This is a genomic window from Cognatundibacterium jejuense (assembly GCF_014284255.1).
Taxonomy (GTDB): domain Bacteria; phylum Pseudomonadota; class Gammaproteobacteria; order Burkholderiales; family Burkholderiaceae_D; genus Undibacterium; species Undibacterium jejuense.
In genome coordinates, this window is sequence record NZ_JACOFV010000014.1 from 1 (window position 1) to 14,803 (window position 14,803).

Annotated in this window: 11 protein-coding genes, 1 tRNA gene and 2 pseudogenes; 4 read left to right on the forward strand and 10 right to left on the reverse strand. The window is 45.4% G+C overall.

Annotated features, from left to right (window positions below; all coding sequences use genetic code 11):
* A pseudogene (locus H8K32_RS20735) lies at window positions 1-119 on the forward strand (IS30 family transposase); the annotation flags it as partial.
* Between the two features lie 274 nt (window positions 120-393).
* On the opposite strand, the gene nadC reads toward H8K32_RS20735, so the two are convergent.
* The 4 genes from nadC to H8K32_RS14570 all read right to left on the reverse strand — a co-directional run bounded on the left by nadC (window position 394) and on the right by H8K32_RS14570 (window position 6,813).
* Window positions 394-1,260, reverse strand: coding sequence for a carboxylating nicotinate-nucleotide diphosphorylase (gene nadC / locus H8K32_RS14555; RefSeq protein WP_186913276.1), 867 nt, complete (start codon window positions 1,258-1,260; stop codon window positions 394-396).
* A 50-nt stretch (window positions 1,261-1,310) separates the two neighbouring features.
* Window positions 1,311-2,444, reverse strand: a complete 1,134-nt coding sequence (nadA, locus tag H8K32_RS14560; protein ID WP_186913277.1) for a quinolinate synthase NadA — start codon at window positions 2,442-2,444, stop codon at window positions 1,311-1,313.
* A gap of 276 nt (window positions 2,445-2,720) precedes the next feature.
* A complete protein-coding gene (locus H8K32_RS14565) occupies window positions 2,721-4,790 on the reverse strand; it encodes a M13 family metallopeptidase (protein ID WP_186913278.1) in 2,070 nt (689 codons plus the stop codon).
* Between the two features lie 64 nt (window positions 4,791-4,854).
* Window positions 4,855-6,813: a CocE/NonD family hydrolase gene (locus H8K32_RS14570; protein WP_186913279.1), complete on the reverse strand. Its 1,959-nt coding sequence runs from the start codon at window positions 6,811-6,813 to the stop codon at window positions 4,855-4,857.
* Window positions 6,814-7,020: 207 nt separating this feature from the next.
* Here H8K32_RS14570 and H8K32_RS14575 point away from each other — a divergent pair, with 207 nt between their 5' ends.
* Window positions 7,021-7,470 carry a hypothetical protein gene (locus H8K32_RS14575; RefSeq protein ID WP_186913280.1) on the forward strand — a complete coding sequence of 150 codons (450 nt, stop codon included), beginning with the start codon at window positions 7,021-7,023 and terminating at the stop codon, window positions 7,468-7,470.
* A gap of 67 nt (window positions 7,471-7,537) precedes the next feature.
* Here H8K32_RS14575 and H8K32_RS14580 read toward each other — a convergent pair whose 3' ends face one another.
* A complete protein-coding gene (locus tag H8K32_RS14580) occupies window positions 7,538-8,497 on the reverse strand; it encodes a chemotaxis protein (RefSeq protein WP_186913281.1) in 960 nt (319 codons plus the stop codon).
* Between the two features lie 204 nt (window positions 8,498-8,701).
* Window positions 8,702-10,072 (reverse strand): nucleotide 5'-monophosphate nucleosidase PpnN, encoded by a 1,371-nt coding sequence (gene ppnN / locus H8K32_RS14585; protein ID WP_343068029.1) that lies wholly within the window; start codon window positions 10,070-10,072, stop codon window positions 8,702-8,704.
* Window positions 10,073-10,359: 287 nt separating this feature from the next.
* On the opposite strand from ppnN, the gene H8K32_RS14590 reads away from it, so the two are divergent.
* A tRNA-Met gene (locus H8K32_RS14590) sits at window positions 10,360-10,436 on the forward strand.
* A 216-nt stretch (window positions 10,437-10,652) separates the two neighbouring features.
* A pseudogene (locus H8K32_RS14595) lies at window positions 10,653-11,114 on the forward strand (integrase core domain-containing protein); the annotation flags it as partial.
* A 109-nt stretch (window positions 11,115-11,223) separates the two neighbouring features.
* On the opposite strand, the gene H8K32_RS14600 reads toward H8K32_RS14595, so the two are convergent.
* The 4 genes from H8K32_RS14600 to H8K32_RS14615 are packed head-to-tail and all read right to left on the reverse strand — an operon-like array spanning window position 11,224 to window position 14,736.
* Window positions 11,224-11,853: an ABC-type transport auxiliary lipoprotein family protein gene (locus tag H8K32_RS14600; protein ID WP_186913282.1), complete on the reverse strand. Its 630-nt coding sequence runs from the start codon at window positions 11,851-11,853 to the stop codon at window positions 11,224-11,226.
* Entirely contained in the window at window positions 11,850-12,800 is a 951-nt protein-coding gene (locus tag H8K32_RS14605; protein WP_186913283.1) for an MlaD family protein, read from the reverse strand. The genes H8K32_RS14600 and H8K32_RS14605 overlap by 4 nt, the downstream gene beginning before the upstream one ends.
* Window positions 12,785-13,648, reverse strand: coding sequence for an ABC transporter ATP-binding protein (locus H8K32_RS14610; RefSeq protein WP_186913284.1), 864 nt, complete (start codon window positions 13,646-13,648; stop codon window positions 12,785-12,787). The genes H8K32_RS14605 and H8K32_RS14610 overlap by 16 nt, the downstream gene beginning before the upstream one ends.
* Window positions 13,648-14,736 (reverse strand): MlaE family ABC transporter permease, encoded by a 1,089-nt coding sequence (locus H8K32_RS14615; RefSeq protein WP_343068021.1) that lies wholly within the window; start codon window positions 14,734-14,736, stop codon window positions 13,648-13,650. The genes H8K32_RS14610 and H8K32_RS14615 overlap by 1 nt, the downstream gene beginning before the upstream one ends.
* Window positions 14,737-14,803 lie beyond the last annotated feature (67 nt).

The window sequence follows — 14,803 nt, forward strand, 5'->3', positions numbered from 1 at the left end:
TTACACAACAGGAGATTGATCACGCCATGAATAGACTGAATAATCGACCAAGAAAAAGGTTAGGATACCTTACACCCAATCAGGTATTCTTCAAAAATACGCTTGCACTTCAAAATTGAACTCGCGTATTACTATTCATTTATCTAAAGTCAAAAAAATTATCCTGAACGATAAATTTTTTGACTTACTTTGGTTTGCACCCTCATGTAACGCGGCACAAGCACTACCCCACATGCTTATAATTTCGCATGTCTAAACATCCCTGCATGTCCGATAGCACATCTACCAGGGCTAGCCGAACCAAGCAATAACGCTGATAACTCATTGGAAATAAAAAAACGCCACACCCCTTCTATTGGGGCGTGGCGCTTATTTTTCTCATTGAAGGCTAAATCAGAGTACCCGCAAAGAATAATCTGTTGCCTTGATATCCTTGGTCAAACTGCCAATAGAGATGCGGTCAACGCCGGTTTCTGCGATGGAACGTACAGTACGCTCATCGACACCACCTGATGCTTCCAGCAATGCACGACCAGCATTCAACGCAACGGCTTCGCGCATCATATCAGTGGTGAAATTATCGAGCAGCACTGAAGTAGCGCCAGCAGCTAAAGCAGCACGCAATTCAGCGATGTTCTCTACCTCAATTTGTATCATCGCGTTGGATTTCAAATCAAACGCCTGCTGCATCGCCGCTGCGATTCCACCTGCTGCAGCAATGTGATTTTCCTTGATCAAAATACCGTCGTACAAAGCTAGTCGTTGATTTTTACCACCACCAACCCGGACTGCGTATTTTTGGGCAAGGCGCAATCCTGGCATGGTTTTGCGCGTATCCAGAATAGCTGCTTTAGTACCGGCGATCATGGCAACATATCTGGCGGTGGCAGTCGCAACGGCAGAGAGCAATTGTAAGAAGTTCAGTGCTGAGCGTTCTGCAGTCAACAAAGCGCGCGCTGGCGCATCGATTTTGCAAACAACAGAATTGGCGATCATTGCATCACCTTCTGCATATTTCCATTCGATGCGAATATCCGGATGACAGCGTTCCATCACTGCATCAAACCATGGTGCGCCGCACAGGATCGCGTTTTCACGTACGATCACTTGCGCCTTAACACGTTCTTCAGAGGGGACCAGCAAGCCCGTCAGATCGACCACGCCAACATCTTCCACCAAAGCATCGCGGACATTGCGATCAAATGCCTGCTGCAAATCTGCATCAAACGGATAATGCTTATTTTTTAAATTACTGGACATAAAAAACTATCCTTGTTTCAGATAAATATTCAATCAAATGACGAAACTACTCAGGCGGGGCCTATCCCAGAAAACAAAGCGCCGTCTTTCGCCAGATCGCCGGATGGACGGACATTCGCTTTTTTCGCGGCAGCAAAGTCCAGCATGCGGTTGATGCATAATTTAGCCTTGTCGGCCGTGTCAGGGTCAACCTGGATTTCATTATGACCTTGCTCTAGTACCTGCACCAGATTGCGTAAGCCATTCATTGCCATCCATGGGCAGTGAGCGCAGCTCTTGCAAGTCGCACTATTACCAGCAGTTGGCGCAACGATGAAGCGTTTGCCAGGTGCAGCCATTTGCATTTTATGCAGAATGCCGTTATCGGTCGCGACGATAAACTCTTGCGCATCCAGCGTTTGCGCAGCATGGATCATTTGCGACGTTGAGCCAACCACGTCTGCCAGCGCCACGACGGATGCGGGCGATTCAGGATGCACCAAGACTTTAGCGTTTGGATATTCGGCTTTCAACACATCCAGCTCGATACCTTTAAATTCATCGTGTACCAGACAAGAACCCTGCCATAACAGCATGTCAGCGCCGGTTTGCTTCTGGATATAGCTGCCCAGATGTTTGTCCGGTGCCCATAAGATTTTTTTACCTTGCGCGTGCAAGTGGGCGACGATATCCAGACCAATGCTTGATGTCACCATCCAGTCAGCACGCGCCTTGACTGCGGCACTGGTATTGGCATAAACAACCACTGTACGATCCGGATGCGCATCGCAAAACGCTGCAAATTCATCAGCAGGACAACCCAAATCAAGGGAACAGGTGGCGTCCAGATCTGGCATCAGGATTGTTTTTTCCGGGCTCAGTATTTTGGCAGTTTCACCCATGAATTTAACGCCAGCCACGACCAATGTTTTGGCAGGATGATCCCGCCCGAAACGTGCCATTTCTAAAGAATCAGAAACGCAACCACCTGTTTCTTCCGCCAAATCTTGTAATTCGGCGTCAACATAGTAATGCGCCACTAGCACAGCCTGTTTTTCTTTAAGCAGTTGTCTAACGCGGGCTTTCAGAGCCAATTTTTCTTCCGCATCCGGCGCTTCCGGAATACGTGCCCAGGCATTGGCGGTACAGCTCAGGCCTACGTCCATTTGCGGACGTTCAAATTCGATAACTTTGGTGGTTTCCATACTTAGTCAAAGTAAACTAACAAAAGCAAAAAAGTAAAAATGATGGGTGAGAAAACCATTTCAAACTTGGTCGACTGTCTGATCAATCTCACCTTCAAAACTATACTGGGTAGGTGTATATAAAAACACCCTAATATCCGTAAGGACAAAAGGGTGTATTTTTAAATATACTCCTACCTCACCCTGAAATTTCTAACTACATGTAGCAAGCCATGCGACATTTTTAGCTTGCTACCATGGATTAAAAACAATCAATTCAGGCGATAGTATACGCTGTTACCAGATAATTACCTGCTTACTGCCATGACGCAAAGGTGAGCGTTCACCTTTGCAGCTAAATGCCTCGGAAAATTCTGGCATATTTGCCAATGGCGCAATAACGCGATATTTATCTGGAGAGTGAGGATCGGTAGCCAATTTTAGGCGCAAACTCTCGTCACGAATCAGGCTACGGAAACTTTGACCATTCGCCACAAAGAAACGCTGCTCTGGCGTCAAACCATCAATTTCTGCTGCCTGTGGCTTCGTCTTCAGGGATTTACGCAAAGCTTGCAAGGCGATCTTCATACCGCCAAGATCGGCGATATTTTCACCGGCCGTTAATTTGCCATTGATATGCAATTGATCGATAGGATTAAATTCATCGAATTGCTGCTCTATGGTTTTGACACGCGCCAGGAATTGCTTTTGATCTTGTTTGGTCCACCAGCTCTTCAGATTACCTTGTGCATCAAATTGGCTACCTTCATCGTCAAATGCATGCGTCAATTCATGGCCAATGGTAGCGCCAGTATTGCCGTAGTTAGCCGCAGGATCAGCATTAACGTGATATAGCGGCGGTTGCAAGATACCCGCAGGGAAAACGATTTCGTTCATCGTCGGGTTGTAATAGGCATTGACGGTCTGCGGTGTCATGCCCCATTCATTGCGGTCAATTGGCTTACCTAATCTTGAAAGAACGCGATTGAATTCGAATTCATTCGCGCGAGCAACGTTGGCAACATACGAGCCATTGTCAATATGCAGAGCGCTGTAATCACGCCAGACATCTGGATAGCCTATTTTTACCATGACAGTATCAAGCTTTTTGTAGGCTTGTTGCTTGGTGATGTCAGACATCCATTCCAACTTGCCTATGCTTTCACGCATAGCATCTTTGATATTATTGACCATTTCAAGCACACCAGCCTTGGCTTCCGGACTAAAGAATTTAGCCACGTATAATTCGCCCAGTGCCTCACCGGCATCCATATCTATCTTCGCCAGAACGCGCTTCCAGCGCGGTTGCAGCTCTTTGGTGCCAGCCAACGTTTTACCGTAAAAATCAAAATGCGCATTCACAAATGGCGAACTCAATTCATTGGCATAATCGTTCGCCAAATGCCAGCGCAAATAGGTTTTCCATTGATCGAGTGAAACGCCATTAATCATACGCCCCGCTTCAGCAATGAATTTTGGATGGGCGACATTCAGTTGACCCGGCTGATTTAAACCTACCGCATTAAAGTAAGTCGGCCAAGATGTAAAGTGATCAATTTTATGCAAGCCATTCAGATCTGACAAATGATAGCTGGCTTCCGGATCACGCAAGGCAACCTTGGTCAATGATGCTTTTGCCAGGCGCGTTTCCAGGTCCATGACTGTCTTAGCATTTTGCTTAGCGACATCAGGTGCATCACCAACCAACTCAAACATTTGCGCAACATAAGCTTGATACTTATTGCGAATTTCTACCGTTTTTGCGTCTGTCTTCAGATAGTAATCGCGGTCCGGCAAGCCAAGACCACCTTGCATCAATTGAGGAATGTAGCGCGTTGCTTTTTTTGCATCTTGCTGGACATCAAAACCAAACAAAGCATTCACACCCTGCTTATGCAAACTCGCAATAACCGCCATTAATTGTTGTTTGTCTTTGATATTATTAATCGCATCCAATTGTGGTTTCAACGGCGTTGCACCATCTTTTTCAATCTGCGCCTCATTCATACCACTGGCATAAAACGCACCGACTAACTGACCGACTTTCGATTTCACTTCGCCTGCTGCTGCGGCTTCTGCAATTTGCTTCAATGCTGTCAGATTGCGCTCAGTCACTTCGTCATACGCGCTATAACGGGAGCGATCGGCGGGAATTGGGTTGTTTTTTAACCAGGTACCATTTGCGTACTCAAAAAAATCCGTACAAGGATCTACTTTCAAATCCATGGTCGCAGATTCCAACACGAGTTGGTTTGAGGCCGCAGTATTTGCTGGTGCCGTTGTTGGCGTTTGTGCATGAGCAGAAGCTGCGCAGACCAAACCAACCAGAGTGCTGATAGAAGTACGTTTGAAATATGGAGATAGCATGAATTGCATCCTATTTATCGAAAGAAGTGAAGTGTGAATGTCTATTTTGTTCAGATCTGGCATTCTACTTTGCCAAAACTTGTACAGCTATGCCTGAATATTGACCTGGCGCGCGATAAACGCGTTGCGTCGCTTTTTGAAAATCTTCCGGATTGGCCTTAGGAATATCCATGAATTGTTGCGGATTCAAATCCACCAACGGGAACCAGGAACTTTGCACCTGCACCATAATCCGGTGACCACGACGGAAGGTGTGATTAATATCCGGCATTTTGTATGTCAAGGGTGTAATTTGATTAGCAACTAAAGGCTCTGGACGCTCGAAGCTATTGCGGAATTTTGCACGCATCGGTTCGCCACGTACCAGTTGCTGATAACCAGCCATCGTCACCGTAGGCGGTGGCACATCATGACCTCGTTCACGCGGTGCATGTTCATCCGGATAATCTGATGGATACACATCAATCAGCTTAACCACCCAATCCGCATCAGTGCCTGTTGAAGACACAAATAACTTAGGCATAACCGGCCCGACTACCGTAACGTCTTCTTGCAGCACTTCAGATTGGTACACCAACACATCTGAACGGGTTGAAGCAAAGCGTTGATCCGACACCATGTACTCACGCGGAACACCAATCGCCACGTAAGAAATATACGGTACAGGCTTTTTAGGATCGCTAACGTATTCATCATAGGCCGCGGCTGTCGCAGCCGGCGGCGTCCAACTCAAAGTACGATCAGCACCAAAATACAAGGTCTTGCTTTGTGCCTGCTGAGGCGGCCAGCTCGCATATTCACGCCAGACATTGGTGCCAGTTTCGAACACAGTTGCCTCGGCCAAGGGTTTCGCCTCTACGCCTTTCAAGTAGTGTTCAAAGAATGGGAAAAGGATGTTTTTGCGGTAGTATTCGCCCGTTTTGGCTCCAAAGTCGACGTCTCCCAACATTCTTCCGTCGGCTCCGGCCCAGCCACCATGAACCCAAGGGCCAAGTACAAGACCATTAAATTGACCTTTATTATTAGCTTTAATGCTGTCATAGGTGGCCACCGGACCATGAACATCTTCAGCGTCGTACCAACCACCTACCGTTAATACCGCTGCTTTGATATTTTTGAGATGTGGGGCAATATTCCTGGACTTCCAAAAATCATCGTAAGTACTGTGCTCAACATTCGGCATGAATAGTTCACGCTGCTTATCACTGAGTTGTGCAGCGATATTTTTAAGGCTTTGATATTTCAGAAAATATTGATAAGCATCTTTTGTCCCATAATCAAAAGATCCCCAGTTTTTAGGCAGTGGTGTAGGATTTTTTTCTGTTGTGAAACTAGAGTAAAAATCAAAATTTGCCGCCAACATGAACGCGCCACCATGATAAGAATCGTCGCCCATAAACAAATCAGTCACTGGTGCCTGTGGTGAGGCCGCTTTAATCGCCGGGTGCGAATCAATGATGCTGGCCGATGTATAAAAGCCTGGGTAAGAAATCCCCCAAATCCCGACTTTACCATTATTGCCTGGTATGTTTTTCAACAACCAATCGACCGTGTCGTGCATGTCCTGGCTTTCTATCCCCTGACCAGGTTGAAGGCGAGAATTGTTATGCGGAGTCATTTCTTGCCACACCCCCTCCGACATATAACGACCACGAACATCTTGATTTACAAAAATATAACCGCAATCTTCAAAATCCTTGGATGGACCAAGATTTTTGGGATAAAAATCAACACCATAATGTAATTCATCGTTGTAATGCACCCCCGTCCCGTATGGTGTACGTACCATCAAGAACGGATAGGTATGTGCCTTGTCTTTGGGTACATAAATCACCGTGAACAAGCGAGTACCATCACGCATGGGGACCTGGTATTCGTATTTTGTATAATGTTCACGCACATTCGACGTGACTGTTTCTGTACTTTCCGAAATGGAAGCGACGGCAGTCGTAGCGGCTAATGCATCCCCGCCAACTGAAATAATTGCAAATATAAATAATACTTTTTTTAATTGTAAAAACATGTCGTCCTTTATTTTTATCAATTGAACTTTTTGGCGAAATAACTGCACTAAGTAAGGTGCATTGATGAATACCAGTAGAAAAGTCAACCCCGAAGTCTTTTAAACGTTTTTGGGAATTTCAACCACTGGTAACAGAGTACAATTTACGCAAATAGTTTCGTTTTTTTGACGCAAACTTATCTATTTACAATAAAAGGTAGTCACAACATGAAAACCTTGAAAATTTCCTTACTACTCTTACTCAGTCTGTCGATGGTAAGTAGCAGCTTTGCTGGCCCATATGGATACTGGAGAGGACCCAGAGTTGGATTTGGTGTTTATATCAACCCATTTCCAATCGTGGTCGGCACACCTTACTACGCACCGACTTATTATGGCCCATCTTATTATGGTCATTCTTATTATGGTCATTCTTATTACTACGGTTCACCGTATTATTCTTATCCACGTGAAGTCGTTATTCAATCTCCAACGGTGATTTATAGCCCCCCAAGCTATTCCACCGCACCTGCGACCACCTCAACCTATAACATGTACGAAGCTCAGCCTTCTGCACCGGCATTAAATGGCAATGAATGGCTATATTGCGACCAGCCAGATGGCTTCTACCCTGCCATCAAGGACTGTCCGGGGGGATGGAGAAAAATAAGTAAATAAGCTTTCTCACCCTAAAAAAAAAGGGGAGCAATATAAATTGCCCCCCCTTTTTTTATTTGAATATATTTTACTTAGCGGCCAATACCTTGCGAATTGCAGCAGCCAGCTCTTCAGCCACAAACTTTGCAACATACGCATCAGCACCAACCGTTTTAATATGTTCTTCATTTGTCTGGCCAGACAACGACGAATGGATAATGACAGGCAAAGACTTATAGCGGTCGTCCTGCTTAATTTTACGTGTTAACGTAAAACCATCCATCTCAGGCATTTCAAGATCAGTCAACACCATTGCGACTTTATCACGTAACCCCTTACCTTCAGATTGGGCAGCAGCAGCCAGAACTTGCAGCTTATCCCATGCTTCCTTACCAGTTTTGGTCATAATGAATGGCGCACCTATCGCACCCAACGCCTTTTCGATCAGGCTGCGAGCTACACCTGAATCATCGGCCGCCAAAATCACAGAACCTTCTTTCATCTGCAAACGATCGCCTATTGTCTCAGGGTCGACGTCTTTTGCATCTGATGGTGTAATCTGACGCAAGATTTGCTCTACGTCCAGTACTTGTGCCAAGCGGGTATTTTCTGTATCGCCATCCAGACGAGCGATACTGGTAACCATACCACCGACGGCACTGTTTTCCGCTGACAACACCTGACTCCAATCGAGGCGCACGATTTCTTCGACTGATTCAACCGCAAAACCTTGGGTCGTGCGCGCATATTCTGTGACCAGCATAATGTTTAAGCCGGTTTTTGGCACGCAGCCAACCACTGATGGCAAATCGATCACAGGGATAATTTGACCGCGCAAGTTAACTACACCCAACATATGTGGCAATGAACCGGCAACCGCAGTAATCGCAGGCATAGCAACGATTTCGCGTACTTTAAAAACGTTAATACCAAACAACTCGGAGCGATCACCACCACCATCGCCACCCAATCTGAAAAGCAGCAATTCAAACTTGTTTGAACCGGTAAGATTGGTGCGCTCATCAACTTCTTGCTGTACGGTGCTCATAATTATGATCCTCTAAATTTATAGAATTGATTTGCCAACATCTTACCAACTTCAAACAAATTGCCCAAAATAAATTTATGTCTTTTCAGAAATGTTCATCATAGTACGAAATTGAAACCCGACAGCGCCATCAAGGACGATGCCACATAAATTCACAATAAGCGGTGTAGCAATATAACCCAACAACATTACCTGTCTATTTCACTATTTTATGATGCGATAGCAAGGAGTGTAAGCTTTACCTGGTAATTTCATGCGATTTTGCACAACAAAAGAACTTAGTAATGCGTCCATCGATTCCATAATAGCAATATCACCACAAATTTCAAAGTTTCCGTATTGTTCAATGGCACGAATTCCTTGATTTTTCACATTTCCAGCCACCACACCCGAAAATGCACGTCGCAAATTCGCTGCCAGCAAATGTGGCTCCTGATTTTTGTGAAGTTCCAGACTACGCATATTTTCATGGGTAGGTTCAAATGGCTTTTGAAATTCAGCGTCAATTTTTAATAACCAGTTGAAATAGTAAGCATCACCTTTTTGTTTGCGATATTCACGTACTTGCTTAATGCCCTTTTCCACTTCCTGTGCCACCTGAGCCGGATTATTCACAATAATCTGGTAATGTTTTTGCGCCTCAACACCCAAGGTATCAGCAATAAAGCGATCAATTTGAGCAAAATATTCAGCGGCACTTTCTGGACCCGTGAAAATCAATGGGAACGGCAATTCAGCATTTTCAGGATGCAATAAAATCCCAAGCAGATACAAAATCTCTTCCGCTGTTCCGGCACCACCAGGAAACACAATCACCGCATGACCAACCCGAACAAAGGCCTCAAGCCGTTTTTCTATATCCGGCATAATCACTAAATCATTCACGATAGGATTAGGCGCCTCAGCAGCAATAATGCCAGGCTCAGTCAGACCAAGATAACGGCTATGCGTCAATCTTTGTTTAGCGTGACCTATGGTTGCGCCCTTCATTGGGCCTTTCATTGCGCCCGGGCCACAACCAGTACAAATATCCATGCCGCGCAAGCCCAGTTGATAGCCAACCTGCTTGGTGTAGTCGTACTCCGTTCCTGAAATCGAGTGTCCACCCCAGCAAACCACCAAATTAGGGCTAACCTGAGGGCGCAACAAATTCGCATTCCGCAGCACATGAAAAACCGTATCGGTAATACCTTCTGACGAGTTCAGGTCAAATTTCTTACCATCGGCAATCTCAACATTGATAAACAAAATGTCGCGCAGGACTGCAAACAAATGTTCCTGTATACCTTTGATCATGACACCGTTGACGAACGCACTTGCTGGCGCGCCTTTGACATCAAGCTTAATGCCGCGCTCACGTTGGATGATACTGATATCAAAACTTTTATAACGCTCGAGCAACTCCTTCCCATCATCCAGACCACTACCACAATTCAAGACCGCCAATGCACAGCTACGAAACACCTGGTACAAACCACCATGACTATTGTCGAGTAATTTGCCAACCTCGGCCTTCGATAACACTTCCATACGGCCTTCTGGCGAAATTTGGGTGTCAATTACGTCATATTCGATCACAGTAATACCTCCTCATCATGCACACCATATCCCGTTTAACTACAGCCACCAACAAAGTCACTGCGATGCCACTCCTGGATATGTTTAAAAATAAATGCAGCAGCATTTCTAGCCAGACTTCATTATGCACGGATTAATGAAAATGCTTGTTATATCTACTATCTTTTCTTCAATTAACATCAGCCATACAAATAAACTAAACCAATTCAACGGAATCAATTTAAAATATTTTGCTTAGTCACTTGTATATTCGCACTGCGCCCTGTATAGTTCGCCCTCTCAGACGCGGGGTGGAGCAGTCTGGCAGCTCGTCGGGCTCATAACCCGAAGGTCGTAGGTTCAAATCCTGCCCCCGCAACCAAACAAATTCAATAAAATCAAAGGCTTACAGATTTCTGTAGGCCTTTTTTGCTTTTAAAACGTATTTTTTGCTGCATTTATGCTGCACTTAGCAGCATAAAAAATCTTTAATACGTGGATAAAAAGCATAGCTATACCTTGTTCCTTAATAATTTGGAGCATCAGAGTATGGCAACTATCAATCACCGCGGCCCGTATCAATTTCAAGCGATTGTCCGTCGCAAAGGTTAAGCTCTACAGCACCAAAACCCCGATTACGGCTGCTGATCTGCTCAATGACAAGGTGTTACCGCTCTTTGCCTAATACGAAATGGGCTTAATTCGAATCCTGACTGATCGAGGAACCGACTATTGCGGCCGACAAGAAGCGGACAATTATCAACTCTATCTTGCGTTAAATGAAATCGAACACGCAAAAACCAAAGTGCGTCATCCTCAGACGAATGGCATCTGCGAACGCTTCCATAAAACCATTCTGAATGAGTTTTACCAGGTCACGTTTCGGAAAAAGATTTACTTGTCGATTGATGCGTTGCAGAAAGACCTGGACGACTGGCTGCATTACTACAATCACGAACGTACTCATCAAGGAAAAATGTGTTGTGGTCGCATACCAATTCAAACACTAATTGACGGAAAGGAGGCGTGGCACGATAAAATCACAAAACTAAATAACTGAATTTGATCTGACAATTCCACACTTCAAACCGGGTGACTGTCAGATCGGGGCGCAACTACTACAAAATCACATAAACGAGACAAACACCAACATCTCATCAACTCGGTGATCAAGGTGTAGCATTCGTCTGCCCTACATGCGAGCGACATAACTCTACTAATTGTCGTAATACTTCAGTCGTTGCCAGCCTGCTAGCGATAACTCCACCATAGGCATCCTCAGTAGGTGCAGCCTGCGTGACGTTAAATTCTTGCCAAGCGACGATCGTATGGGATTTATTTTCAGTTAAATAAGCGCGCAGCCCTAAATGAATCACGCTTGGATACGTTGTGAATTCCTGTTCCAGTTGAACGAGCTCCAACTCTAAACGGTAGTTAACATTGATCGGATTAGGTGACCGCAAAACAACTTGAAATAAGCCACTGGCTTCAAGCGCTGCCACCACAAGAGGCGTTAGCATGCTTGCCGGTTTTTGCTGCCATTCACTTTGCTGAAAGCGTTCAATTTGATAAGGGTGTTGAACATAGAGCATATGACGGCCATTGAGCTCCGGAACCGCCCGGATAGTGCTAATCTCAATACTCAAAGAGGATGGTAATGACACCATCGATTTAGCCATCGAAGCTGCCTCTAAACGATACTCTTTCAATACTGGTGGCGATACCGGTTGTAATATCGAGCAACCTGACAAGAGCAGAGCAAACGCTAGTATGAGGGATCTATAATGAAAGACAATCATGGTGCCACGACCTCGTTCTGCATTTCACCAGGACCGGGCGGTGCAGCCTTGCGACCACGCAGCAGACTTCCAGGGTCTTGCTGAGTTTGTTCAGCCAAACTTTTTAATGTAGCGGATAACTCTGTTATTTCTAACATCATTTTTTGCAGTTCAGGCAAACTATCGACGCGTACCTGATGGATGCCACCGCCAAGTTCTTGCGCGGTTTTTTGCGCCTCTCCACTGGCTTCGCTCAGTTTATTTGCCATGGCAGTGATAGCATTGGCACTATCGCTGATGCGTAAAATTAAAGGATCTAGTTTGGTGCTTGCCTGCGCGGTATTGTCCATAGTGACGGCTGCCTTGTTTATGCCGCGGCTGATATTGGCTTTCTGCGAAGCTAAACTCGCCATTAAGCTTGACGTATCAATGAGGATTTTTGTTATTGATTGCCTGTTCTCGTCGCTTAACATTGCATTAATGTTGGCTGTTGTGTGATCCAGGTTGGCCATTGCAGTACTTAAAACATTTTCCAGACGAGTACTTAAAGATGGCTTACTTGGAATCTGTGGGTATTCAAAACCTGATTGAGCCATCAATACCGGTGCCGCGGGCGTACCACCACTGAGTTCAACATAAGCAATACCTGTGAGCCCCTGCGTTTCGAGCACCGCTTGTGTATCGGTTTTGATTGTCGTGCTTGGGTCAATGGCAAAAATGAGCAGAACCTGCTGCGGATTTAGTCGATTGAGGGTGATTGAATGTACCTTACCAACAATCACGCCTTGATACTTCACTGGCGCATCCAGATTGAGTCCGGCAACGGATTCATTTATCACGGACAAATATAATTTAGGTTTGTCATGATGGTTCAGGCCGACAGACAACCACAATACAATAACCACAAACAGAGTCCCGAGAAGTATGGCAAAGAGCCCTACGACCACAAAATTCACTTTGGTTTCCATGCCGGCACCTTTTTATCATTGACGTTTATGGTGCGATTTGCTGCAAGATTGCTTGCCTGCTCTTGTGCAGCGCGTCCACGTGCGCCATCAAAGTATGCTCTTATCTCTGGATTTTCTAGCTGAGATAGCTCCATCATCGAGCCAACTGCAAGCACTTTACCGTCCCCTAAAACGGCAACCTGATGCGTCACTTGCCATAGCAGATCCAAATCATGGGTAATCATCACAATGGTCGGGCGATAAACCGAGTGAAGCTGCAAAATCAAGGTATCGATCCCATCTGCACTCGTAGGATCAAGTCCGGCGGTTGGTTCATCCAGAAACAATAACTCGGGATCAAGCGCTAATGCGCGCGCCATCGCAGCACGCTTCAACATGCCACCACTGAGTTCGGCTGGATATAAACTGGCGGACTCCGGCTGCAATCCTGTCTGTGCTAATTTCCAAAGCGCGACTTGATCAATCAGGACATCATCTAAATCGGTATGTTCGCGCAAAGGGAGGCCTATGTTTTCGCTGACAGTCAAGGTTCCAAACAATCCGCCTTTTTGAAACAGGACGCCACAACGTTGACGCAAATCTTTGGTCATTGGCTCACTTATATCGGCTAGGTCTGTACCAAGGATTTTCACGCTTCCGCTATCAGGCTTGTGGAGTAAGATCATCTCTCGCAGCAAGGTTGATTTTCCCGAGCCACTACCACCGACAATAGCAAAGATGTCACCACGCCTCACTTGCAGGTCGACACTATCATGGACGATTTTTTCGCCAAACCGAGTACAAATCTGCTGCATCTGAATGACATAATCATCCTTTCTTGCCTCGGACTCTATCTTGCCGGAATTCATCAAAGATCCAGCAAGTTAAATACAATAGAAAAACCAGCATCGAGCACAATCACGATAAAGATGGATTGCACCACGCTACGCGTAGTTTGCTGACCAACACTATCGGCATTGGACTTAGTACGAAAGCCTTGATAACAACTAATCAAAACAATTACGATCGCAAAAACCCATGATTTACCCAGACCAATGAATAAGGTTTTAAGCGGAATTTCTGTTCCAAAGCGAGCCAAAAACTCATGCGGTGCTACTTGCAACTTATTATTGGCCATCCACATGCCACCAAGCACACCAAGTACATCTGCAAACAAAGTCAACAATGGTAAGGCAAGCATGAGTGCAATCAACTTGGGCAGCACTAATAAATTAATCGGTTTGATCCCTATGGTTTTAAGAGCGTCTACCTCTTCAGTCACCAGCATGGTGCCAATCTGCGCGGCATAGGCGGAACCCGAGCGTCCTGCAACGATAATAGCGGTAATCAACGGAGCGAACTCCCGCAACATCGCATACCCCACCAGTTCCACTACAAAAATATTAGCGCCATAATGTCGCAGTTGATCAGCACCTTGATAGGCAATGACAATGCCTAATAAAAACGAAGTTACGCCGACGATGGGTAAGGCATTGACACCGCTGATTTGCACATTGTGTAATACGCTGCGCACTCTGGCACGATTGGGTTGTAGCAATACGGCCAACAAGCTGAGGGTAGTTTCGCCGATAAAGCTAAGCAAAGAAAAACCGTTTGCACAGAACGTGATGCAATCTTTACCTAGCGTTTCTAACATCCCTGATTTCAAATGCTGATGGCGTGGCGGTTGTGATTTTGATGGCAAGTTATCGACTAACAATTGATATTCTGCAGGCCAATCCAGCATATCAATCTGTGCACCCTTCGCTCTCAATTTTTGCAATCTGGATTGCAAAATCCACACTGTAATACTGTCAATGTTGACTATTTTTTTACCGTCCAGATTTAATTGGGTAAGTGGCAAGTCTAATAATTGATCCAGTTCACGTATCACTGCGCCTAAATGGCAAACCGTCCAAGAGCCAGAAAATTCCAAGTTTCTGGGGGCTGTTTGCACAATTCTCGCTTTCTCTGCGGCGTTTATCTGGGCAGTTCGCATCTGATAGTCTAGGAGTTGATCTATG